The 26,940-nt window shown below is 64.7% G+C and carries 2 protein-coding genes; both read left to right on the top strand.

What is annotated here, in order from left to right:
- Positions 1–21: 21 nt before the first annotated feature.
- The gene (locus tag BH93_RS13505; protein ID WP_155290941.1) at positions 22–180 is read left to right on the top strand and encodes a hypothetical protein; all 159 of its coding nucleotides are present in this window, start codon (positions 22–24) and stop codon (positions 178–180) included.
- Complete coding sequence (locus BH93_RS13500; RefSeq protein ID WP_165712709.1) at positions 181–26,940, top strand: non-ribosomal peptide synthase/polyketide synthase; 26,760 nt, start codon at positions 181–183, stop codon at positions 26,938–26,940.

Genomic DNA, 26,940 nt, shown 5'->3' with positions numbered 1-26,940 from the left:
CTTTCAGTACATCGAGCGTGTGTGAACCGACACGAACGCAGACCAGAACGGAAGCCAGAATTGCTCAATCGCGCGCACAAGCCGCCGCGGCTCGACACCCCGAACCGGACCGAAACGTACGAGCCGATGAATTCGGCGTCGGATTTCGCCACCGCGACCGTGCCGCCGAAGGGCAAGTGAATGCGCGCAACAACGACCGGTGGGTCTCAGACGCCGCCGACCGGCACCGGTTTCGAAAACGGCTTCCCACTCTCCTCCGCCCAGCGGGGAATGTGGTTCGCTCAGCAGCTGGCGCCTGACGTTGCAGTCTGCATCGCCCAGTACGTCGACCTGCGAGGCAACCTCGACATAGCAGTGCTGCAGGAAGCATCGGCTCAGGCCGGACACGAGTTCCAGTCCGCCTACCTCCGTCTGGCCGAAGTCGACGGAGAGGCCGTTCAGCTGGTCGATCATTCGATCGACCAATCCGTGCACTATCTGGATCTTCGCGGCGAGGACGATCCGATGTCCTCGGCGCTGCAGTGGATCGACCACAACTACGTGCAGCCGGTCGACATGGAGAACGATCCGCTGGTCGAGAGCTGGATCATTCAGGTCGAGGACGAGCGCAACCTCTGGTACAGCAAGATCCACCACGTGGCCCTGGACGGCTACGGTGCCATGACGCTCGTCAACCGCACCGCAGCGCTGTACACAGCCGCCGTCGAGCACTCCGAACCCGAGCCCAACAAGGCGGCCGAGTTGCGCCGTCTGTACGAGCTCGATCAGGAGTACCGGACGTCGACACGCTTCGAGTCCGACAAGGAATATTGGGTCGCCCGCGCCGCCGACATTCACGACGGAGCAACTCTGTCGAACACGGACGGCCGCACGATTGCCGCCAGCAAGTTGCGCAGCATCGCTCTGCCCGCCGACGTCGTCACCGCTCTCGAAGAGTCCGATTCCACCAAGGGCGGAACCTCGGCCGCGGTGTTCATCGCCGCGTTCGGCTGCTACCTCTCGCGAATGACCGGACGAGACGACGTACTGGTCAATATTCCGGTGTCCGCCCGAACCACGGCGTTGCTCCGCCGATCCGGCGGAATGCTGGTCAACGTCGCACCGATTCCGATGCACGTCCGAGAGGACGCCACCGTCGGTGAACTGGTCCAGCAGGTCCAGCTCGAGTTGATGGGCGCGCTCAGGCACCAGCGGTTCAGCATCGAGGACATCCGGCGCGAGCTGGCGGCCTCGGGTAGCGACAAGCAGCTCACCGGGCCGATGGTCAACATGATGCTGTTCCACCAGCAGATCAACCTCGGTTCCATTGTCGGCGAGTTCAACATCGTCACGTCGGGACCTGTGGAAGACCTTTTGGTCAACGTGTACCAGAGCGGTTCACCTGCAAGAACATTCGTCGATTTCAGGGCCAACCCGAACCGGTACGACGACGACGACCTCACGGCGCACCACTCGAGTTTCGTGGATATGGCCGAAGCATTCATCGCGGCCGCCCCCGATGTCGTTGTCGCCGAAGTACATCCGGACAGCGCCCACGAAGGCCGTCGACGCCGACGCGCCGCCGCTCAGCTCGCCTACTGGACGGATCGACTCTCCGATTCTCCGGACCTGATCGGCATCCCCAGCGATCGCGTCCGTCCTTCACGTATCGGCCATGTTCGCGCATCGCACGAGATCACCCTCGGATCCACCACCTGGGCAGCAGTCGAACAACTGGCCGCCGACCGGGCGACAACGCCGTTCGTGGTGTTCGAATCCGTTCTCGCCGTGCTTCTTTCACGCCTTGCCAGCACCGACGACGTCTCGATCGCCGTGCCCGTCGACAGCGGCGAAACCGTCGTTCTGCGAACCAACCCGAACGGACGGCAGTCTTTCGGCGACTTCGTCGCTGCGACCGAGGTCGATTTCGACGCTGCACTCGCACACGGTGACGTGGCGTTCGACGACGTCGTCGGCGCGCTCGGTCTGTCTCGGTCCGGCTCGCACAGCCCGCTGGCTCAGGTTGCGCTTCGATTCGGTCCCGCAGTTCTGCCGCACGACGGAATCGACATGGATCTGGTCGTCACCGTGAACGAGTCCGATTCGGTCGGTGTCGTTTTCGATTACGCCACAGAACTGTTCGACGCCGCGAGCATGTCGCAATTCGGCCGCCGAGTGGTCCGAATTCTCGATGCACTCACGGATGCACCCGAGCTGCTGATCGGTGACGTGGACATGCTGTCCGCGGCCGAGCGCGCTCGACTGGCTCCGGTTCGTGGTCCGCGGTCTGTGGTGGGTGTGGTGTTGCCGGAGTTGTTGGCTGGTGCGGTGGGTGTGGCTGGTGTCGGTGGTGTTGCGGTGGTGTCGGGTTCGCGGGTGCTTTCGTATGGTGAGTTGGATGCGGCGTCGTCGCGGTTGGCGCGGATGTTGATGTCGTGTGGTGTGGGTCCGGGGTCGTTCGTGGCGTTGGCGTTGTCGCGGTCGGTGGAGTCTGTGGTGGCGGTGTGGGCGGTGGCGAAGGCCGGTGGTGCGTTCTTGCCGGTGGATCCGAATTATCCGGTGGATCGGATCGAGCACATGTTGGTCGATTCGGGTGCTGTGGTGGGTGTGACGTTGGGTGCTCATGTGGGTGCGGTGTCGGGTGTGGGTGGGGTGTCGTGGGTGGTGCTCGATGATCCGGATGTGGTGGCGGATCTGGCGTTTCGGTCGGCTGCTCCGGTGTTGGATGCCGAGCGTTCGGGGGTGTTGCGTCTCGATGATGCGGCGTATCTGATTTATACGTCGGGGTCCACTGGTGTGCCCAAGGGTGTGGTGGTCACTCATCGTGGTGTGGGGAACTTGGCTGCTGAGGAGCGGGTTCGGTTCGGTGTGGGTCCGTCGTCTCGGGTGTTGGCGTTTGCGTCGCCGAGTTTCGATGCGTCGATTCTCGAGTTCGTGTTGGCGTTTTCGGGTGGGGCGACGATGGTGATTGCTCCGCCGTTGGTGTTCGGTGGGGTGGAGTTGGCGTCGTTGTTGGCGCAGGAGCGGGTCTCCCATGCGTTCGTGACGCCTGCGGCGTTGGCGTCGGTGGATCCGGTGGGGTTGGATTCGGTTCAGGTTGTGGTCACCGGTGGTGATGTGTGTGCGCCGGAGTTGGTGGCGCGGTGGGCGCCGGGTCGGCGGATGTTCAATGCGTACGGTCCGACGGAGGCGACGATTTTCTCGTCGATTTCGTCGGCGTTGGTGGTGGGGGAGTCTGTCGATATCGGTTCTCCGACTATCGGTTTCGCGGAGGTGGTGTTGGATGCGCGGTTGAATCCGGTGCCGGTGGGTGTGGTGGGTGAGTTGTATCTGGCGGGTCCGGCGTTGGCTCGTGGGTATCACGCTCGGTTGGGTTTGACGGCGGAGCGGTTCGTGGCCAATCCGTTCGGTGGTGCGGGTTCGCGGATGTATCGCACCGGTGATGTGGTGCGGTGGAATGCTTCGGGTGCGTTGGAGTATGTGGGGCGTAGCGATTTTCAGGTGAAGGTGCGTGGTTTCCGGATCGAGTTGGGTGAGATCGATTCGGTGTTGGCTGCTGTGCCGGGTGTCGATTTTGTGGTCACGGTGGGGCGTGAGAGTGCGGCCGGGGCGACGGTGTTGGTGTCGTATGTGTTGCCGGTGGCGGGGACGGTTCTCGATGCGGCGTCGTTGCGGGAGCATGTGGGGTCGGTGTTGCCGGCGCATATGGTGCCGTCGGCGTTGGTGATGCTCGAGTCGATTCCGTTGACTCCGGCAGGCAAACTCGACCGAAACGCACTACCCGAACCGGAACTCGGATCGCACGGTGCGTTCGAGGCCGCGCAGACGGAGTACGAAGCCGCTGTGGCCGCTGTCTTCTGCGACGTTCTCGAGGTCGATCGGGTAGGTGTGACCGACAGCTTCTTCGATCTCGGCGGAAACTCGCTGGTGGCAACGCGATTGATCGCGCGAGCCAATTCTGCCCTCGGAACCGATCTGAAGGTTCTCGACCTGTTCGAGGCATCGACGGTGCGCACGCTGGCAGAACGTGCGGAGGCAAAGGGTGCCTCGTTGCACCGCCGCCCGGCACTCGTGGCTGTCGAACGACCCGAGTCCGTTCCGCTCTCTCTCGCTCAGCAGCGAATGTGGTTCATCAACCAGTTCGATGTGGCGTCGCCCGCGTACAACATTCCACTCACCGTCCGTTTGACGGGTCGCCTGGACGTCACCGCGATGTCCGCGGCCATCGGCGACGTTCTGTCGCGCCACGAATCTCTCCGGACGGTGTTTCCCACCGGGGGAGATCTGCCGAACCAGGTCATCACCCCGGTCGAGGACGTCACCGGACCCAACCTCCCACTCGACTTCGTCGAGGTCGACGCCGCGTCGGTAGACGCACTCGTCCGCACCTCTGCGACAACAGGATTCGACGTCACGGTCGATCTTCCATTCCGCGCCGTGCTGTATCGGACCGGCGCGGAAAGTTTTGTGCTCGCCATCGTGGTACACCACATTGCTGCCGACGGTGCCTCGATGGCACCGCTGGCGCGCGACGTCATGGTCGCCTACGGTGCCCGGTCTGCGGGATCGGCTCCGATGTGGGATCCCCTGGCCGTGCAGTACGCGGACTTCGCCTTGTGGCAACATGCCGTCCTCGGCAACGAGAACGACCCCACATCCGTGGCATCGCGGCAGATCGACTTCTGGCAGTCGGCACTGGCAGATCTACCCGACGTGTTGCCGATGCCACTCGATCGACCACGGCCGATTCGGCAGTCGATGCGTGGCAGCGTCACCCCGTTCACCATTCCGGCCGATGTCGCCGCTCGATTGTCTTCGGTTGCGGCCGAACACGAGTCGACGCTGTTCATGGTGGTCCACTCCGCGCTTGCTTTGCTGCTCGCCCGGTTGAGCGGCACCCGCGACATCGCTATCGGAACCCCGATCGCCGGTCGAGGGGACGCAGCCCTCGACGATCTGGTCGGTATGTTCGTCGGCACGCTCGTGCTGCGTACACAGGTCGAGCCGCACGCGACGTTCGGCGAGTTGTTGGCCGGTACCCGACGATCCGATCTCGCGGCCTTCGACAACACCGACATTCCGTTCGAGCGACTCGTCGATGTGCTCGATCCGGCGAGATCGACCGATCATTCGCCGCTGTTCCAGGTTCTCCTCGAATTCCAGAACAACGCCGCGGCCACGCTGGAACTGCCCGATCTCACCGTCGAGTTCGAGGAAATCAGCACCGACACAGCGAAGTTCGATCTGCAACTACGGGTCGATCAGAACCCCGCCGACGAAACCGGTGCGTTGTCGGCCGCCTTCACCTACGCCACAGATCTGTTCGATCCCGACACCATCGATCGGTTCGTCGACCGCTTCCTGCGAATCGTCTCCACCATCGGCACGTCGACGGACGTCCGAACCGGCGACATCGACATCCTCTCCGCCGCAGAACGGGAACTCGTTCTGTTCGAGTGGAACGACACCGCACGACTGATCGAATCGTCTTCGGTCCACCAGCAGATCCCGGCCGGAGACATCGGCGTCACGCTGAGCAGCATGTTCGACCGGCAGGTGCTCCGCAGTCCGTACTCGACCGCGCTGGTGTTCGAGGACGAGCACATCACGTATCTCGAACTGGACGAGCGTGCCAATCAGCTCGCTCGGCACCTCATCTCGCTCGGCGTGGCTCCGGAATCCCACGTCGGCCTGGCAATGCGACGATCGATCGACCTGCTCGTGGGCATGTACGCCATCGTCAAGGCCGGTGGTGCGTATGTGCCGATCGACCCGGACCATCCGGTCGAGCGGTCGTCCTACGTACTGTCGAGTGCTCAACCGGTGTGCATTCTCACCACGAGCCGCGACTGGATCAACATTCCGGTGGCAACTCCCGTTCTCGCCGTCGATCTGTTGGACGTCTCCGATCGCGATCACTCGTCGGTCACCGATGCCGATCGACTGGGCAGCCTGGGTGGCTCGAACACCGCCTACGTGATCTACACCTCCGGTTCCACCGGCCGGCCCAAGGGCGTGGCAGTCACGCACTCCGCCATAGTGAATCGCCTGCTGTGGATGCAGCACGAGTATCGCCTCGAGCCCGCCGACACCGTTCTGCAGAAGACGCCCGCCACCTTCGACGTCTCGGTGTGGGAATTCTTCTGGCCACTTCAGGTGGGTGCCAAACTCGTGGTGGCAGAACCCGACGGACACCGCGACCCCGCGTACCTGTCCCGCATCATCGCCGACGAGCACATCACCACCGTGCACTTCGTACCGTCGATGCTCGCTGTGTTCGCGGCCGGCGCCCGGGCTGCAGAGTGCACATCGCTGCGGCTCGTCTTCTGCAGTGGCGAGGCACTTCCGCCTGCCACCGCGGCACAGTTCGCTCGGTTCTCCCTCGCGGAGTTGCACAATCTCTACGGTCCGACCGAAGCCGCAGTCGACGTCAGCTACTACCACGTGACCGGACGGGATCCGGTCTCCATCCCCATCGGCGCACCGGTGTGGAACACCCGGTTGTACGTGCTCGACGCGTCGTTGCGGCTGGCACCGATCGGCGCACCCGGCGAGCTGTATCTCGCGGGTGTCCAACTCGCACGCGGTTACGTAGGCCGCGGCGATCTGACGGCAGATCGCTTCGTCGCCGACCCGTTCGGGGAACCGGGTGAGCGGCTCTACCGCACAGGCGATCTGGTCCGCTGGCGCGCCGACGGTGAGCTCGAGTACATCGGCCGTACCGATTTTCAGGTCAAGTTGCGCGGCCTGCGTATCGAACTGCCCGAGATCGAAGCCGTCCTGCTGCGGTCCGAGTCGGTCGCCCAAGCGATCGCATTGGTACACAAGGACCCCAACACCGGTGAGACGCTGGTTGCGTACGTCGTGGGCGCACCCGGTGTTGCCGTCGACCCCACCGATCTGACGGCCGAGGCCGCGCGGCGGCTTCCGGCCTACATGGTGCCCTCGCACGTGGTGGTGCTCGATTCGCTGCCGGTCAACGCCAGCGGAAAGCTCGATCGAAAGGCGCTGCCTGCACCCGAGTTCACCGTCGCCGCTGCGGAATTCGTCGGTCCCGAGAACCCCGTCGAAGAAATCGTGGCCGGCATCTTCGCTGACCTGCTCGGCATTTCCCAGGTGGGCGTCACGTCGAGCTTCTTCGAGATCGGTGGCAACTCGCTGATCGCGATGCGATTGGTAGCGCGGGTCAATGCCGCACTCGGAAGCAATATCGGTATCCGGGATCTGTTCGACGCGCCCACCGTGCGCGCATTGTCCGCAGGCATCGACATCCGCGAACACGACGCCGACGCGGCTCCACGACTGATTCCGCAGGAGCGGCCCGACGTGGTGCCGCTGTCGCTGGCGCAGCAACGAATGTGGTTCATCAATCAGTACGACACCGAGTCGGCTGCCTACAACGTTGCGTTCGCCATGCGACTGAGCGGTGCCCTCGACGTCGACGCGATGCGATCGGCCATCGGCGATGTGCTGACGCGGCACGAGTCTCTTCGCACGATGTTCCCGCTGTCCGACGACGGCCCTGTGCAATCGATTCTCGATGTGGCGTCGGCACTGCCGGATCTGACTCCGATCACTGCGGACGACGACCGGCATGTGCACGAACTGATCGGCGATGTCGCCGGCTCGGGCTTCGACGTGGTTGCGGACGTTCCGTCGCGCGTCCGATTGATCCGGGAGCGCGAGAACGAGCACGTACTCGTCATGGTGGTGCACCACATCTCTTCCGACGGCTTCTCCAGCGCCCCGCTGGCCCGCGATCTGATGGTGGCGTACAGCGCCCGTGCCGCAGGGCACGCACCGAGCCAGGAACCGTTGCCGGTCCAGTACGCCGATTACGCACTGTGGCAGCGTCGATACCTCGGCACGGAGTCCGATCCCGAGTCGCTGATGGCACAGCAATCGACCTACTGGGTCGACACATTGTCCGGCAGCCCCGAGGTTCTGCCGCTGCCAACCGATCGCCCCCGCCCGGCGGTGGCGTCTCTGCGCGGCGAGTCGGTCTCGTTCGAGATCGACGCGGCCATCCATGTGCGGCTCGCAACTGTTGCTGCCGAGCACAATTCGAGCTCGTTCATGATCGTGCACGCCGCATTGGCCGTCCTTCTCGCCCGACTGTCCGGCACCGAGGACATCTCGGTGGGAACGCCGATCTCGGGTCGAGGGGATGCTGCGCTCGACGAGCTCGTCGGCATGTTCGTCAATACCCTCGTGCTACGCACCCAGGTGCCGGGCTCCACTCGTTTCGAGGATCTCCTCTCGGACGTGCGGGCCACCGACCTTGCGGCGTTCACACACTCGGACATCCCGTTCGAGCGCGTCGTCGATGCGGTCGATCCCGCGAGATCGACCGCCCATGCGCCGTTGTTCCAGGTGATGCTCGAGTTCCAGCACACCGACCGACCGACGGTGACGTTGCCCGGTCTGTCGATCGAGGGCATCGAACTGCCCAATCACATCTCCAATTTCGACCTGCAGTTGACGGTCTCGGAAGAATTCGACAAGTTCGGGGCACCGGTCGGCATCGATGCCGGTTTCCGTTACGCCACAGAACTGTTCGATGCCGACACAGTCCGAGTCCTCGCCGACCGCCTTGCGCGAATCCTCGATGTCGTGACGACGGACCCGTCCGTCCGGATCGGGGACATCGACATTCTGTCGAACGACGAATACGCCACCCTGGCTCCGGTTCGTGGTCCGCGGTCTGTGGTGGGTGTGGTGTTGCCGGAGTTGTTGGCTGGTGCGGTGGGTGTGGCTGGTGTCGGTGGTGTTGCGGTGGTGTCGGGTTCGCGGGTGCTTTCGTATGGTGAGTTGGATGCGGCGTCGTCGCGGTTGGCGCGGATGTTGATGTCGTGTGGTGTGGGTCCGGGGTCGTTCGTGGCGTTGGCGTTGTCGCGGTCGGTGGAGTCTGTGGTGGCGGTGTGGGCGGTGGCGAAGGCCGGTGGTGCGTTCTTGCCGGTGGATCCGAATTATCCGGTGGATCGGATCGAGCACATGTTGGTCGATTCGGGTGCTGTGGTGGGTGTGACGTTGGGTGCTCATGTGGGTGCGGTGTCGGGTGTGGGTGGGGTGTCGTGGGTGGTGCTCGATGATCCGGATGTGGTGGCGGATCTGGCGTTTCGGTCGGCTGCTCCGGTGTTGGATGCCGAGCGTTCGGGGGTGTTGCGTCTCGATGATGCGGCGTATCTGATTTATACGTCGGGGTCCACTGGTGTGCCCAAGGGTGTGGTGGTCACTCATCGTGGTGTGGGGAACTTGGCTGCTGAGGAGCGGGTTCGGTTCGGTGTGGGTCCGTCGTCTCGGGTGTTGGCGTTTGCGTCGCCGAGTTTCGATGCGTCGATTCTCGAGTTCGTGTTGGCGTTTTCGGGTGGGGCGACGATGGTGATTGCTCCGCCGTTGGTGTTCGGTGGGGTGGAGTTGGCGTCGTTGTTGGCGCAGGAGCGGGTCTCCCATGCGTTCGTGACGCCTGCGGCGTTGGCGTCGGTGGATCCGGTGGGGTTGGATTCGGTTCAGGTTGTGGTCACCGGTGGTGATGTGTGTGCGCCGGAGTTGGTGGCGCGGTGGGCGCCGGGTCGGCGGATGTTCAATGCGTACGGTCCGACGGAGGCGACGATTTTCTCGTCGATTTCGTCGGCGTTGGTGGTGGGGGAGTCTGTCGATATCGGTTCTCCGACTATCGGTTTCGCGGAGGTGGTGTTGGATGCGCGGTTGAATCCGGTGCCGGTGGGTGTGGTGGGTGAGTTGTATCTGGCGGGTCCGGCGTTGGCTCGTGGGTATCACGCTCGGTTGGGTTTGACGGCGGAGCGGTTCGTGGCCAATCCGTTCGGTGGTGCGGGTTCGCGGATGTATCGCACCGGTGATGTGGTGCGGTGGAATGCTTCGGGTGCGTTGGAGTATGTGGGGCGTAGCGATTTTCAGGTGAAGGTGCGTGGTTTCCGGATCGAGTTGGGTGAGATCGATTCGGTGTTGGCTGCTGTGCCGGGTGTCGATTTTGTGGTCACGGTGGGGCGTGAGAGTGCGGCCGGGGCGACGGTGTTGGTGTCGTATGTGTTGCCGGTGGCGGGGACGGTTCTCGATGCGGCGTCGTTGCGGGAGCATGTGGGGTCGGTGTTGCCGGCGCATATGGTGCCGTCGGCGTTGGTGATGCTCGAGTCGATTCCGTTGACTCCGGCAGGCAAACTCGACCGAAACGCACTACCCGAACCGGACTGGTCCGCCCAGGTCACCACGGGCGGCCGCGATGCCGACAATGCGGTCGAGAAGACGCTGGCCGGATTGTTCGCCGAGGTCCTGCGGCTCGACCGCGTCGGCGTCGACGATTCGTTCTTCGCGCTCGGCGGCGACAGCATCATGTCCATTCAGTTGGTCTCGCGCGCCAAGGCAGCCGGCCTCGCCCTCTCGCCGCGAGACGTGTTCGAGCACAAGACAGTTGCCGCGCTGGCCGAGGTGGTCGCAGCCGGTGACGGAACTGCTGCGCTCGTGCTCGAGGAACTGCCGGGCGGCGGTGTCGGAGACGTACCGCTAACCCCGATCGTGGCGTGGATGCTCGATCGCACGGCAGTGCTCGACAAGCACACCCAGACCGCTGTCCTGACGCTTCCGGCGGACATCGAACTCGACGTTCTCGAAGCCACTGTCCAGACGGTTCTCGACCACCACGACATGCTTCGCGGTGTACTGCATCGCGGTGAGCACCCCGCGATGGAGGTTCTTCCCGTCGGATCGGTCTCGGCGCAGTCGGTTGTCCACCGAGTCTCGTCGACAACCGTTCACGGAGCGGAGTTCTCGGAGCAGGCCAGAACCGAGGCCGCGGCAGCGGTGGCCCGCTTGGCACCCGATTCCGGCGTCATGATCCAGATGGTGTGGTTCGACGCAGGCACCGAGGGGAGCCGTCTGCTCGTTGTCGCCCATCACCTGGTGATCGATGGTGTGTCCTGGCGAATTCTCGTTCCGGATCTCGCGTCGGCATGGGCCCAGATCATCGGCGGAAACACACCGGAACTTGCTCCGGTAGGCACCTCGATGCGCCGTTGGTCTCACGGCTTGCGTGAGGTCACTGCGACCCGTGCCGACGAGCTGGAGCTCTGGCGATCTGTTGTGGCGCAACCCGATCCGCTCATCGGATCCCGTGCACTCGATCGCGAGATCGACGTGTACCGGACCGTGGACAAGATCGAGACGACTCTGTCGACCGACGTCACCGAGGGACTGCTCACCGCACTGCCCGACGCGTTCCACGGCAGTGTCAACGACGGTCTTCTCGCAGCTCTGGCCCTTGCCACCGCCGTCTGGCGACGAGGTCGCGGCGTGGTCGTCGACGACGCGCTCATCTCCCTCGAGGGCCACGGCCGTGAGGACCACGTCGTGCCCGGCGCCGATCTCGGCCGCACCATCGGTTGGTTCACTACGATCTACCCGCTCAGATTGACCCTCGACGGTATCGATCTGGACGACGCTCTTGCGGGCGGCGCCGATGCAGCGCGCCTGATCAAGTCGGTCAAGGAGCAATTGCTGGCCGTCCCGGACCACGGCATCGGCTACGGCATGCTGCGATACCTGGACGAGACGGGTGCCGCTGCGCTTCGCGACTTCCCGGCTCCCCAGATCAGTTTCAACTACCTCGGGCGCTACAGCACCGACATTCCGGACGAGCTTCGCGGGCACGGCTGGTTGCCGGTGGACGATTCCGGTGTCGGTGATTCGCAGGACGAGGATCTACCCGTCGCCGCTGTGCTCGACATCAACGCCGTCACCACGGCGACACCGACCGGCCCACGGCTGGAAGCCTCGTTCGCGTTCCCGACAGGCGTTCTCGACGCGGCCGAGGTCGCAGAGCTGGTCGAGCTGTGGCGTCAGGCACTCACCGCGCTGACTCTGCTTGCGCAGCGGCCCGGTGCCGGCGGTTTCACTCCATCCGATCTCCAGCTGGTTCGGCTCGACCAGAGCTCCATCGACGATCTCGAACGCGTCTATCCGACACTGGACGACATCTGGTCGATGACGCCTCTGCAGGCCGGTCTGCTGTTCCACGCCGAGCTGTCGGATCAGTCCGTCGATGCCTACATCGTTCAACTCGTGTTGGAACTGCGCGGACACGTCGACGAAGCGCGGTTCCGACGGTCTGCTCAGGCGCTGCTGCGTAGGCACGCCAACCTACGTACCGCCTTCGTGCACAACACCGACGGCGAGTCGATCCAGATCGTGCATCACGAGGTGGACGCACCGTGGTCGTCGATCGACCTCACCGGTCTGGACGTCGACGAGCGGGCCGCCGAGCTCGAACGCATCGAACACGAGGACCGAGCCACCCGTTTCAACATGGCTCAGGCTCCGCTGCTGCGCTTCATGCTGATCACGGTGGCGCCGGGTGAGTGGCGTCTGGTGATGACCAACCATCACATTCTGCTCGACGGTTGGTCGACGCCGCTGCTGCTCAAGGACCTCTTGACCCTGTACGTGGTCGACGGCGACGAGACCGTGCTCCCACGCGTCCCCGCCTACCGCGACTACCTGTCGTGGCTCGCAAAACGTGACCGTTCGTCGGCAACTGCGGCGTGGACCGACGCGCTCGCAGGACTGTCCGAACCCACTCTGTTGACTCCGGTCGAAAGTCGGCGCCAGGAGTCGACGTTGGCCGGCCGTGCGCTGATCTCCTTGGACACCGCACAGACCGACCGACTGCGGGCCGTCGCCCGAGCACGCGGCGTGACGATGAACTCCATGGTGCAGGCGTCGTGGGCCATGGTCCTCGGCACCTTGACCGGACGCTCCGACGTGGTGTTCGGTGCGACCGTGTCCGGACGACCGCCTGAGGTGTCCGATATCGAGTCGATGGTCGGCTTGTTCATCAACACCCTGCCGGTCAGGATCGTGCTCGATCCATCCGAGACACTCGGTGAATACCTCGATCGGGTGCAGGCCGAGCAGGCTGCTCTGCTCGATCACCACTACCTCGGACTCACCGACATCCAGCGCGCCGTGGGACCGGCCGTCGCCTTCGACACCTTGACGGTGTTCGAGTCCTACCCGATGGACCGTGCAGGACTGTCGGCCGAGACCGACCTCGCCGGCATGCATGTCCACGACGTCCACGACGGCAGCGACACCGCGCAGTATCCACTGACTCTGGTCGCCATGGTCGACGACCGCCTGCACATCGAAGCCAAGTATCTGCCAGAACTGTTCGAGGACAGCGTCGTTCGCGCGACGATCGACAGGATCGTCCGGGTACTGGAGGCCATTGCCACCGATACCGATCGGCGCGTCGGATCGCTGTCACTGCTGTCCGAGGACGAACTGGGTCGACTGGCCCCGGTTCACGGCCCGGCGTCGTCGGGTGTTCGTCTGCTCCCCGACATCTTCACCGGTGCAGCGGCGACGAACACCGACGGCCTCGCTCTGTGGAGCGGGGACGGCACCCTCGGCTACGCCGAGCTGGACGCGCGGTCCTCCGCTCTTGCCCGCGCGCTCATCGCCCGCGGTGCCGGACCGGAAACTGTTGTCGCACTGGCTCTACCACGCTCCATCGATTCGGTTCTCGGTATCTGGGCGGTCGCCAAGACGGGCGCGGCATTCCTGCCCGTCGATCCGAGCTACCCCCGCGATCGCGTCGAGCACATGTTGGTCGACTCGGGCGCCTCCATCGGCCTCACACTCGGCACGCATGTCACCGCGGTCGACGGTCTCGGCTCGGCCCGATGGACCGTCCTCGATCAGGACGAGACACGCGCCGAGCTTGCCGATCTCTCGACCACCCCGGTGCGCGACGACGACCGAATGCGTCCGATGCACGTCGATCAGGTCGCCTACTTGATCTACACGTCGGGCTCGACCGGTGTGCCCAAGGGCGTCACCGTCACCCATCGCGGTCTCGCGAATCTGGCAGAGGAAGAGCGAAGCCGTTTCGAGGTGACTCCCGATGCTCGAGTTCTGGCTTTTGCTTCGCCGAGCTTCGATGCCTCCATCCTCGAACTGGTCATGGTCTTCTCCGGCGCTGCGACAATGGTCATCGCACCGACCTCGGTGTACGGCGGCACCGAGCTGGCCGCACTGCTCGCCGAGCAGAACGTGACGCACGCGTTCGTCACGCCTGCAGCATTGGCATCGGTCGACCCCGAAGGCCTCACCGAGCTGCGCGTCGTCGCCACCGGTGGAGACGTCTGCCCGCCCGAGCTGGTGGCTCGCTGGGCACCGGGTCGTCTGATGTTCAATGCGTACGGACCCACCGAAGCGACGATCTTCTCGTCGATCAGCGATCCGCTGAGCGTCGATTCCTCTATCGACATCGGTTCGCCGACAATCGGTTTCAGCGAGGTCGTTCTCGACACACGGCTGCATCCCGTTCCGGTCGGAGTTGCGGGAGAGCTGTATCTCGCCGGGCCCGCGCTTGCCCGGGGCTACCATTCCCGATTCGGTCTGACAGCAGACCGATTCGTTGCACATCCCTTCGCCGAGCCGGGTGCGCGGATGTACCGCACCGGAGATGTCGTGCGGTGGACCGAATCCGGGACACTCGAGTACGTCGGGCGCAGCGACTTCCAGGTCAAGGTGCGCGGGTTCCGCATCGAACTGGGCGAGATCGACGCTGTTCTGACCGACGATCCGACGGTCGAATTCGCCACTACGGTCGGGGTCGACGGTCCGACGGGAAACACGATTCTCGTCGCCTACGTTCTCCCGCGACCGGGTCGGCAGATCGACGCCACCGCCTTGCGGACCCATGTGTCGAGTTCGCTTCCCACACACATGATCCCGACGGCCTTCGTCGCGCTGGAGTCGATTCCGTTGACCCCTGCCGGCAAGCTGGATCGAAAAGCACTGCCTGCTCCCGACCTCCATCTCGGAAGCGATTCACGTGCTCCCCGTACCGAGACGGAGCGGATCATCGCCGACATATTCGGCGAGGTGCTGGGAATCGAGACAGTCGGTATCGATTCGAGCTTCTTCGATCTGGGCGGCGACTCCCTCAGCGCCACCAGACTCACTGCACGAGTCAACACTGCCCTGGACACCGCGATCAGTGTGCGCGCCCTGTTCGAGGCTCCCACTGTCGAGTCGCTCGCCGAGCGCGTGGACAGCAACCCGCTCGGTACGGTTCGCCGCCCCGCACTCGTCGCGAAGCCGCGACCGAGTTCGATTCCGTTGTCCTTGGCTCAGCAACGGATGTGGTTCATCAACCAGTTCGACGTGACGTCGGCGGCGTACAACATCCCGCTCGCGGTTCGTCTGACCGGTCGTCTCGATATCGCTGCGATGAGCGCGGCCGTCGGCGACGTTCTGGAACGTCACGAGTCGCTGCGCACGGTGTTCCCCACGCAGGGGGAGCGACCCGAGCAGAAGATTCTCGATGTACGGACGGCATCGACGGAGCTCGACGTCGTCGATCTCGACGCCGGCGAGGTCGTGGCGGCCGTGTCGGCCGCTGCGGCACAGGGATTCGACGTCTCGACCGAGCTGCCCTTCCGTGCGGTTCTGTACCGGTTGGCACCGGACGAGTTCGTGCTCTCGATCGTCGTGCATCACATCGCCGCCGACGGAGCGTCCATGGCACCACTGGCGCGAGACGTGATGGTGGCCTACGGAGCCCGTGCCGCAGCCACAGTTCCGATGTGGGTACCGCTCGAGGTTCAGTACGCCGACTTCGCGCTATGGCAGCGCGATGTTCTCGGCGACGAGTCCGATCCGTCGTCACTCGCCGCACAACAGCTGGACTTCTGGAAAACCGCCCTGGCGGACCTGCCCGAGGTTCTCCCGCTGCCGTTGGATCATCCCCGCCCGGCCCGTCAATCGTTGCGCGGCAACAGCGTTCGTTTCGAGATCGACCGCGACACCCATGCATCACTGGTCGACGTCGCACGCGCCAACGAGGCAACCGTCTTCATGGCCGTACATGCGGCATGGTCGGTCCTGATGGCGCGACTGAGCGGCACCGAGGACATCGCTGTCGGTACCCCCATCGCAGGCCGCGGCGACGCCGCACTCGACGATCTGGTCGGCATGTTCGTGGGTACGCTCGTTCTGCGCACCGACGTGGCACCGCAGCTCTCGTTCACCGAGCTGCTCCGCGCTACGCGCACAGCCGATCTGGCTGCATTCGACAACACCGACGTCCCGTTCGAGCGGTTGGTCGACGTACTCGACCCGACGCGTTCGACCGACCACTCGCCGCTGTTCCAGGTTCTGCTCGAATTCCAGAACAACACCTCGGCGACGCTCGAGCTGCCGGACCTGACCGTCCGAGCCGTGGACATCGACGCACACGTGGCGAAGTTCGATCTACAGCTGACCGTTGCGGAGAACTTCGACGAGACCGGTGCGCCGTCCGGGATGACCGCAGCGATCACGTACGCGGTCGATTTGTTCGAGGAATCGTCCGTCCAGGAGTTCTCCGCACGCTTCGGCGCCCTCCTCGACGCAGTCACTGCCGATCCTGACAGCGCCGTAGGCGACATCGACCTGCTGCTCCCCGGGGAGCTCGATGCGATGACGCACGAGTGGAACCACTCGGGCCTCGCGGCAGACGATTCGACCTTGGCCGACCGATTCGCCGCTGCTGCAGCGCGATTCCCGGATTCGCGTGCCGTGGTCTTCGGCGATCGATCGATGACCTACGCCGAGCTGGACGACCGTTCGAGCCGCCTGGCCCGGGTTCTCGTCGGGCGCGGCGTGACGTCCGAATCGCTCGTTGCGGTCGCTGTGCCACGTGACGAGCAGCTGATCGTGGCGCTGCTCGCCGTGATCAAGTCCGGTGGCGGGTATCTGCCGATCGACGTCTCCTACCCGGCGGACCGACTCGCGTTCATGCTCGAGGACGCCTCGCCTGTGTGCGTCATCTCCACCGTTGCCGACAGCACTGCGGTGCCGACCTCCGACCTCGACGTTCTCCTCGTCGATTCGCCGGAACTGATCGCCGAGTTGAACGACGTCTCCGGCGCTCCGCTGACGGATGCGGACCGCTCGGGCAAGACCGGTGCAGATTCGATCGCGTACGTCATCTACACCTCGGGTAGTACCGGCCGTCCCAAGGGCGTCCAGATCGCACACCGCAATGTGGCGACACTGTTTGCGAACACCGCGGATCTGTTCGATTTCGACGAGCGCGATGTCTGGACGATGTTCCACTCGTACGCGTTCGACTTCTCGGTGTGGGAACTGTGGGGCCCGTTGCTGCACGGCGGAGCCCTCGTCGTCGTCGATTACTACACGGCACGCTCGCCGGAGCTGTTCCGCGAGTTGCTGGTGCGCGAGAAGGTCACGGTGCTCAACCAGACACCGACGGCGTTCTACCAGTTCGCTGAGGCCGACAGGGTTGCCACCGCGGCCGTGGGAGCTGCCGAGGATTCCGCAGAACTCTCGCTGCGTTACGTCATCTTCGGCGGTGAGGCACTCGATCTAGGACAGTTGGGCCGTTGGTATGCCCGACACGACGAGTCCGCGCCCACCCTGGTGAACATGTACGGCATCACCGAGACGACGGTCCACGTGAGCCACCTCGCTCTCACCGAGGAGTTCGCCGCCTCGGCCTCCGCCAGCGTCATCGGTCAGGCGATCCCGGCACTGAACGTTGCCGTTCTCGACGCGCGTCTGAAGCCTGTGCCACCTGGCGTGACCGGCGAAATGTACGTCTCCGGGGCACAGCTCTCGCGCGGCTACCTCGGACGGGCCGGCCTGTCGGCAACCCGTTTCGTGGCTGACCCCTCCGGTCCGGCCGGACACCGGATGTACCGCACCGGTGACACGGCGCGATGGAACCGCGACGGGGCGCTCGAATACCTGGGCCGCAGTGACATGCAGGTACAGCTGCACGGGTTCCGCATCGAACTCGGTGAGATCGAAAGCGCTCTGCTCGCATTCGACGGTGTCGCGGCCTCCGTGGTCTCGGTACGAGACGACGGATTCGGTGACCGATTGATCGGCTACGTCGTTGCCGAGTCCGGTCGAACCCTCGACCATTCCGCCGTTCTCGATTTCGTGGGCACCACACTGACGTCCTACATGGTGCCTGCCGCGCTGATCGTGCTGGACGAGCTGCCCCTCACCGCCAACGGCAAGCTCGATCGACGCGCCTTGCCTGCACCGGACTTCTCGGCCAATGTCACCGAAAGTCGCTTGCCTGCAACAGAAGTCGAGTCCATTCTCGCCGGCTTGTTCGCGGACGTGCTCGGACTCGACACCGTCGGCGTCGACGACTCGTTCTTCGCACTCGGCGGCGACAGCATCATGTCGATTCAGCTGGTCTCCCGCGCCAAGGCGGCCGGCCTGGTGCTGGCTCCACGCGACATCTTCGAGCGCAAGACCGTGGCCGCGCTGGCCGAGGTGGTCGTTCTCGGAGGCGACGTCGTCGTACTGGAGGAACTCGACGGCGAGGGAGTCGGCCCACTACCCCTGACACCGGTCGTTCGGTGGATGTTGGATCGCAGCACCGACTTCGGTCGCTACACCCAGACCGCTCTGCTTCAGCTCCCGGTCGGTATCGACACCACCACGCTCGAGCGCACAGTCCAGGCCGTGCTCGATCGTCACGACATGCTGCGGTCGCGTCTGTTCCAGGACTCGGACGGCACGTGGCACGAGGCAGTATCTCCGATCGGGACCGTGTCCGCCGCGTCGGTCATCCATGCCGTCTCGGTCGATTCCGTGGACGGTGCCGAGTTCTCTTCCCGCGCCGCAACCGAACTCGACGCCGCAGCGGATCGACTGATCCCCGCCGACGGGGTCATGGTCCAGATGGTGTGGTTCCAGGGCCCGAACGGATCCGGTCGACTTCTCGTCGTCGCACATCACCTCGTCATCGACGGCGTGTCCTGGCGCATCCTCGTTCCGGATCTGGCCACGGCATGGAGCCAGATCGTCGCGGGCGACGAGCCTGTGCTGGCACCGATCGGCACGTCGATGCGGCGCTGGTCCACCGGATTGACCGACGTCACCGCGAGCCGCGCCGACGAGCTCGGGTTGTGGCAGCGGATTCTCAGCGGCGACGATCCGACGATCGGTTCGCGACCACTGGACAAGAGCGTCGATGTCGACGCCACCGTGCAGCGCATTCGCACATCGCTGCCGGTCGAGGTCACCGAGCGCCTGCTCACGACTGTGCCGAATGTCTTCCGGGGCAGCGTCAACGACGGCCTGCTGGCCGGGTTGGCTCTCGCGCTCACGGCATGGCGTCGCGAACGGGGAGCCGCTGTCCGCAGTGCGCTGATCACCCTCGAAGGCCATGGCCGTGAAGACGCCGTGGTTCCCGGAGCCGATCTCGGCCGAACCGTCGGCTGGTTCACCACGATCTTCCCGGTGCGCCTCGACCTCGGTTCCGTCGACATCGCCGACGCGTTGTCCGGCGGAGACTCCGCAGGCGCGCTGATCAAGGCCGTCAAAGAGCAGCTGCTCGAGATCCCCGATCACGGCATCGGCTACGGCATGCTCCGGTACCTCGATCCCGCAGGAACCGAAGCTCTGTCCGATCACGCCGCTCCGCAGGTCAGTTTCAACTATCTCGGGCGCTTCTCGACCGGTTCGTCCGAGGGCATGGAAGACGTGGGCTGGATTCCCGTGGCCGACGCCGAACTGGGCGACGCGCAGAACCCGGACATGCCCGTGCCCGCCGCGTTGGACATCAATGCCGTCACGACGTCGACACCCGACGGCCCGCAGCTGGACGCCACCTTCGCGTTCCCGGCCGGGATCCTCGGTGCCGACGAGGTGGATCGGTTGATCGAGCTCTGGACGCAGGCACTCACCGCGATCACCGAGCACGCCTCGGCCGACGGTGCGGGTGGTCTCACTCCGTCCGATCTCGAGCTGGTCGACATCGATCAGAGGTCCATCGAGGTACTGGAGAACAGGTTCCCGGACCTGGACGACGTGTGGTCGATGTCGCCGCTGCAGGCTGGCCTGCTCTTCCACGCGCGCCTCGCGGGCGAGGTCGGCAGCGACTCTGCGGGCGTCGACGCCTACATGGTGCAACTCGGCCTCGAGTTGCGCGGCACCGTCGATTCCGCGCGGATGCACGCCGCAGTCGACAAGCTCGTCTCACGTCATCCGAATCTGCGGGCAGCGTTCGTCCACAACAGCTCCGGCGAGTCTCTGCAGATCGTGCAGAATTCGGTCACGGTTCCATGGGCAGAGATCGATCTGCGCGGTGCAGCCGATGTCGAGGCTGCACTGGAAGCAGTCCTCGAAGCCGATCGCGGTGTTCGGTTCGAGATGGACTCCGCGCCGCTGCTTCGATTCACGCTCATCACCCTCGCCGACGATCATTGGCGACTGCTGCTGACCAACCACCACATTCTGCTGGACGGGTGGTCGACGCCGCTGGTCGTCAAGGAACTCATCACGCTGTACGTCACCGAGTCCGACGACTCGATGCTGCCGCGGGTGCCCGCGTACCGGGACTATCTGACATGGATGCGGCAACGCGACGTCTCGATCTCCACCGCGCAGTGGGTCAGTGCGATGGCGGGCGTCGAGGAGCCGACCCTGCTGGTCACCGGCGATCGAGGGCGGCAATTGTCCACCGTCTCCCGCGAATCCGAACGCTCGTTGTCGATCGAGACCACCGCTGCCCTACGCGATTTCGCGGCGCGCCGCGGGTCGACTCTCAACACGCTCGTCCAGACCGCGTGGGGCGTCGTGCTCGCGACACTGACCGGTCGAGACGACGTCGTGTTCGGTGCCACCGTCTCGGGACGTCCGCCTGAGGTCCCGGGCATCGAAGGCATGATCGGGCTGTTCATCAACACGCTGCCCGTTCGGGTCACGCTCGATCCCGGCGAGACGCTGGGCGCTCTGGTCGATCGTGTTCAGTCCGAGCAGGCGTCGTTGCTGGACCACCACTACCTCGGACTGACCGACATTCAGCGTGCCGCAGGTGCAGGGGTCGCATTCGACACGCTGACGGTGTTCGAGTCGTACCCGGTCGATCGCGCAGGCGCGTCTGCGGCAACGGATTTCGCCGGTATGCAGGTGACCGACATTCTGGGAACCGACGCCGCGCACTATCCGCTGACTCTGGTCTCGTCCGTCGACGAGCGCCTGAATCTGAAGGCCAAGTACCTGCCCGAACTCTTCGATGTCGAGGACGTCGACGCCATCGTCGATCGAGTCGAGCGGGTGCTCGGCGCAGTGCTGGCAGACGAGCAGCAGCCTCTGGCCCGACTCAGCCTGCTCGATGAGGCCGAATTCGGCTCCCTGGCACCGGTATTCGGAATCGAGGGCCGCTCCACACGTTTGTTGCCGGAGATCTTCTCCGACGCCGCAGCCATCGATCCGGACGCCATCGCGCTGCGCAGCGTGGACGGAGAGCTGACGTACCGGGAGCTGGACCGACGGTCGAACAGACTCGCTCGGATCCTGCTGAGCCACGGCGTGCACACCGAGACGTTCGTCGCGCTCGGTATCGCGCGGTCCATCGAATCCGTTCTGACGGTGTGGGCGGTCGCCAAGTCCGGTGCCGCGTTCGTTCCGGTCGACCCGAACTACCCCGCCGATCGCATCGAGCACATGTTGGCGGACTCGGGCGCGAGTTTCGGTGTCACCACCCGTGCCCATCTCGACGACCTGCCCTCGACCGTGGCATGGATCATTCTGGACGATCTCGCCACGGACGGCCCGAACGGCGTCGGTGACGAGCCGATAGCCGACAGCGAACGTCACGGTCGCGTCACTCTGGACAGTGCTGCGTACACGATCTACACGTCGGGTTCGACGGGCGTTCCGAAGGGCGTCGTGGTCACCCACTCCGGCCTCGACAACTTCGCGACCGAGCAGCGCGAGCGCTACGGCGTCTCGAAAGACTCACGGACACTGCATGTTTCGTCGCCGAGCTTCGATGCCTCCGTGCTCGAATATCTGCTCGCATTCGGTGCCGGAGCAACCATGGTGATCGTGCCACCGACGGTGTACGGCGGCGAGGAACTCGCGTCGTTGTTGGCATCGGAGGCAGTGACTCACGGATTCATCACTCCGTCTGCCCTCGCGTCGGTGGACCCAACAGGTCTCGAAACATTCGCTGACGTCGTCGTCGGCGGCGAGGCCGTTCCGGCCGAGTTGGTCGGCAAGTGGGCCCCCGGGCGCAACCTGTACAACGGGTACGGACCGACCGAGGCCACGATCATGTCCAACATCAGTGCACCGATGGTCGCCGGCGAGCCGGTGTCGATCGGTGGGCCGGTGCGCGGCGTGCACGAGGTGGTCCTGAACTCACGGCTGCAGCCGGTTCCTGTCGGTGTCGCAGGAGAGCTGTACCTCGCCGGTGTCGGTCTGGCCCGCGGCTACCACGACCGAATGGGCCTGACGGCAGAGCGATTCGTCGCCGATCCGTTCGGTGCACCCGGTTCGAGGATGTATCGCACCGGAGACGTGGTGCGGTGGTCACCGGATCTGACCATCGAGTACGTCGGTCGGAGCGACTCCCAGGTCAAGGTTCGCGGATTCCGCATCGAACTCGGCGAAATCGACGCGGCGCTCTCCGCGCATCCTGCGGTGGACTTCGCGGCGACCTTCGGCACTCCAGGGCCTTCGGGGGCGACGGTGCTCGTTGCCTACGTGCGTCTGGGAGGGGAGGCTGTCGACACCGCTGTGCTGCGCGATCATCTCGCCGCTGCGCTGCCGTCTCACATGGTTCCGAGCGCCATCGTCGTGCTCGAGACCATTCCGCTCACCCCCGTGGGCAAGCTCGATCGCGCTGCCCTGCCGATACCGGAGTTCGGTGCGGCCACGTCGTACCGCGAGCCGACCACCCCTGCCGAGCTGACCGTCGCTGCGGTGTTCGCCGAGATCCTCGACATCGACCGAGTCGGTGCCGACGACAGCTTCTTCGAGCTGGGGGGCGACTCGCTCAGTGCAACTCGGGTGATCGCGCGTGTCAACGCCGAATTCGGTACTGCGATCGGCGTTCGCACGATCTTCGAGACGCCGACGGTGTCGGGTCTGGCGAACGCGGTCGGTACTGCGGACACCCGAACCCAGCGTCCGGCTCTCGTCGCGGTTCAGCGACCCGAGCACATTCCGCTGTCCCTCGCTCAGCAACGTATGTGGTTCATCAACCGGTTCGACACCTCGTCGGCGGCATACAACGTGCCTTTGGTCGTCAAACTGACCGGGCAGCTCGACACTGCGGCACTGGCCGCCGCGGTCGTCGACGTTCTCGAACGCCACGAGTCGCTACGCACGACCTTCCCCGAGGGACCGCAGTTCCCGGTGCAGCTGGTGCACCCGGCCGGCGATGTCGCACCGACGGTCGAACCCGAACGGATCGATGCCGGGGTACTGACCGATCGCGTGGCCCTGTTGGCGGGTCGAGGGTTCGACGTCACCACCGAGATCCCGGTGCATGTCGAACTGTTCCAGGTGCTCGACACGACCGGCTCGGCGGCGGACGATCAGGTCTTCGTTCTCGCCATGGTGGTGCACCACATCGCAGCCGACGGCGCATCGATGGCACCGCTGGCGCGCGACGTCGTACTCGCATACTCGGCTCGCAGCGCAGGGCGCGCGCCGGATTGGCGGCCGCTACCGGTGCAGTACGCCGATTACACGCTCTGGCAGCGTTCGTTGCTCGGCGACGAAAAGGACGAATCGAGCGTGGCTGCGGCCCAGCTGAAGTACTGGACCACAACGCTCGCAGGACTGCCGGATCTGTTGCCGTTGCCCACCGATCGCCCTCGACCCACCACTCAGGATTTCCGGGGTGGCCGGGTGCGATTCACCGTCGACGCCGAGATACACCGGGCACTCGTCGAGGTGACCCGCGAGCAGAACGTCAGCATGTTCATGGTGCTGCACGCCGCGTTCGCCGTGGTGTTGGCACGACTGAGCGGTACCGACGACATCGCGATCACCACCCCGGTGGCAGGGCGCGGCGACGCGGGACTGGACGACCTCGTCGGGATGTTCGTCAACACGTTGGTGTTGCGCAGCCGGGTCGTGGACTCCACCTCGTTCGTGGATCTGCTCACGCAGGTGAAGGCACACGATCTCGACGCCTTCGATCACACCGAGATGCCGTTCGAGCGCATCGTCGAGGTGCTCAATCCCACCCGGTCGACGGCGTACGCTCCGCTTTCACAGGTGGCGCTGTCGTTCCAGAACAACGAGAAGGCGTCACTCGAGCTCCCCGACCTACGGGTGGAGGGCTTCGACTTCGACGTACCCGTGGCCAAGCAGGATCTGCAACTCCTGGTGTCCGAGAATTTCGGGGACGACGGGCGACCGGCCGGCTTCGAGGCAGCGTTCGACTACGCCACATCACTGTTCGACGCAGCCACCGTCGACGCCATCGCGGCGCGTCTGGTTCGCGTACTCGACGCCGTCGGGAACGACCGACTCACACCGGTGGGGGATATCGATATTCTCAGTGCCGACGAGAAGCAGGCTTTGGCACCGGCCCGCGGTTCGGCGGACGTCGCGCTGCGGACATGGCCGGAAATGCTGGCCGCGTCGGTGGCACTCGACCCGTACGCGGTCGCCGTCACCTATCGAGGCGTGAGCTTGTCCTACGCCGACCTCGACAGCTGGTCCAACCGCATTGCTCGGATGCTCATCGACTACGGCGTCGGCCCGGAAACGTTCGTCGCCCTGGCACTGCCTCGGTCGATCGAATCGGTCCTGTCGGTGTGGGCGGTCGCCAAGACCGGCGCAGCTTTCTTGCCGGTCGACCCCAACTACCCGTCCGACCGCATCGCGCACATGCTCGAAGATTCCCGCGCTGCAATGGGATTGACCGATATCGACAGTAGGGAGTCGCTACCCGACACCGTGCCGTGGCTCGTGTTGGACGATCCCGAGACGTCCTCGGAACTGTCTCGTTACCCCGTGGACGCCGTCACCGACTCGGAGCGCACGGCAACGCTGCATCTCGACCACCCGGCATATTTGATCTACACGTCGGGTTCGACGGGTCGGCCGAAGGGCGTCGCGGTGCGACACCGAGGCATGGCCAACCTGCAGGCCGAGGTGATCGAGCGATTCCGACCCACCCGAGATTCGCGGGTGTCGCACATCGCCTCGCCGAGTTTCGACGCGTCGGTGTACGAGCTGACGATGGCATTCGGCGTCGGTGCCACGGTCGTGATCGTGCCGCCGGGTACGTTCGGCGGCAGCGAACTTGCCGACCTGCTCGAGTCCGAACACGTCACGCACGCATTCCTGACGCCGGCGGCGTTGTCCTCGATCGACGAGACTCGCCTCGGCACTGTCCGCGTCCTTGCGGTCGGCGGCGAGGCCTGTACTCCGGAACTGGTGGCGAAATGGGCACCTGGCCGCAAGATGTTCAACGGCTACGGTCCGACCGAGACCACCATCCAAGCGAGTGTCGGTGGGCCGTTGGTGCCCGGCGGCACGGTGGACGTCGGCAGCCCTGGGACCGGATTCCGGTTCCTGGTGCTCGACGCGCGCCTGCGACCGGTCCCGGCAGGTGTGTCAGGCGAGCTGTACATTGCCGGCCCAGGCACTGCACGTGGGTACCTACGGCGATTCGGACTGACGGCCGAGCGGTTCGTAGCCGACCCGTTCGGTACTCCGGGCGAGCGGATGTACCGCACCGGCGACGTCGTGCGCTGGGGGAGTACCGGTGCTGTCGAATTCGTCGGACGCAGCGACTTCCAGGTCAAGGTGCGCGGCTTCCGTATCGAACTCGGTGAGATCGACTCCGCCCTCACCGAGCACGAACAGGTCGGATTTGCCGCCACCATAGGACACACCGCGGCGTCCGGGGACACGGTGCTCGTGTCGTATGTCCTTGCGGCAGACGGCGAGACGGTCGACACCGAGGCGCTGCGGGATCGAGTAGCCAAAGTACTTCCACGCCACATGGTTCCGTCGGCGATCATCGAACTCGACGACATTCCGCTCACCCCGGTGGGCAAGCTCGATCGTCGAGCATTGCCGATACCGGAGCTGACGGTCTCGACAACTCCGTACCGAGCACCGAGTACCGACGTGGAGGCCGCCATCGCCGACGCCTTTGCTCAGGTTCTCGGAGTCGAGCGAGTCGGCATGGACGACAACTTCTTCGAGCTCGGCGGCACCTCGCTGGTGGCCACGAAGATCGTCCCGGCCATCGAAGGTGCCATCGGAGTACGAGTGCCGCTGCAAGCGCTGTTCGTCGACCCAACACCGGCCGGGCTGGCCGCACGGGTTGCGTCCGACGCCGATGCCGCGGGTGCCGATCTCGATTCGGTGTTCGGAGTGATGATTCCGCTGCGTGGTACCGGGTCGAAGGCACCGCTGTTCTGCGTCCACCCGGGAATCGGGCTCTCGTGGGGATACGCCGGTATCGTCTCGAAATTGACCGACGACCGTCCCGTGTACGGCCTGCAGCTGCCGAGCATCGTGGAAGGTACTTCGTTCGGTTCGATTCGTGACCTCGCGCATCGATACGCCGACGAGATCCGCACTGTCCAGCCGGTCGGTCCGTACCACCTGCTCGGTTGGTCGCTGGGTGGCTCGCTCGCTCACGCGATCGCTGTGGAATTGCGCAGCACCGGCAGCGAAGTTCACACTCTCGCGTTGCTGGACAGCTACGTCGACGGCCACGACGACGACAACATCGACGGAGCGTTGAGCGTCGAGAATCTGCTCGGTGGACTGGGTCTCGACCTGACGGCGCAACCGTCGGCCGAGCCGTTGACCTACGAGCGAGGCGTGGAACTGCTCGACGAATCCTTGGGTCAGACGACCGGAGTGACCGCCGATCATCTGCGAAGAATCAACGCAGGATTCGAGAATTCGACCAGAATCATGGCCGAGTTCGTGCCGGACGTCTTCGACGGAGATGTTTTGTTCTTTTCCGCAACGAAGGGTGCGAGCGACGGAATTGTCAGATCACCGCAGGAATGGCGACCGTACGTGACAGGGGATATCGTCATCCACGACGTCGAGGTTTTCCACAACGAGATGACAAATGCCGATGCGGCCGATGTAATCGGGCCGATCGTCGATTCTCATCTGGGTAATACAGCTGAATAA

The organism is Rhodococcoides fascians A25f (assembly GCF_000760935.2).
In the GTDB taxonomy this organism is placed as follows: Bacteria; Actinomycetota; Actinomycetes; order Mycobacteriales; family Mycobacteriaceae; genus Rhodococcoides.
The sequence above is the reverse complement of the archived record's forward strand: the minus strand, read 5'-3'. Positions and strand labels throughout refer to the sequence as shown.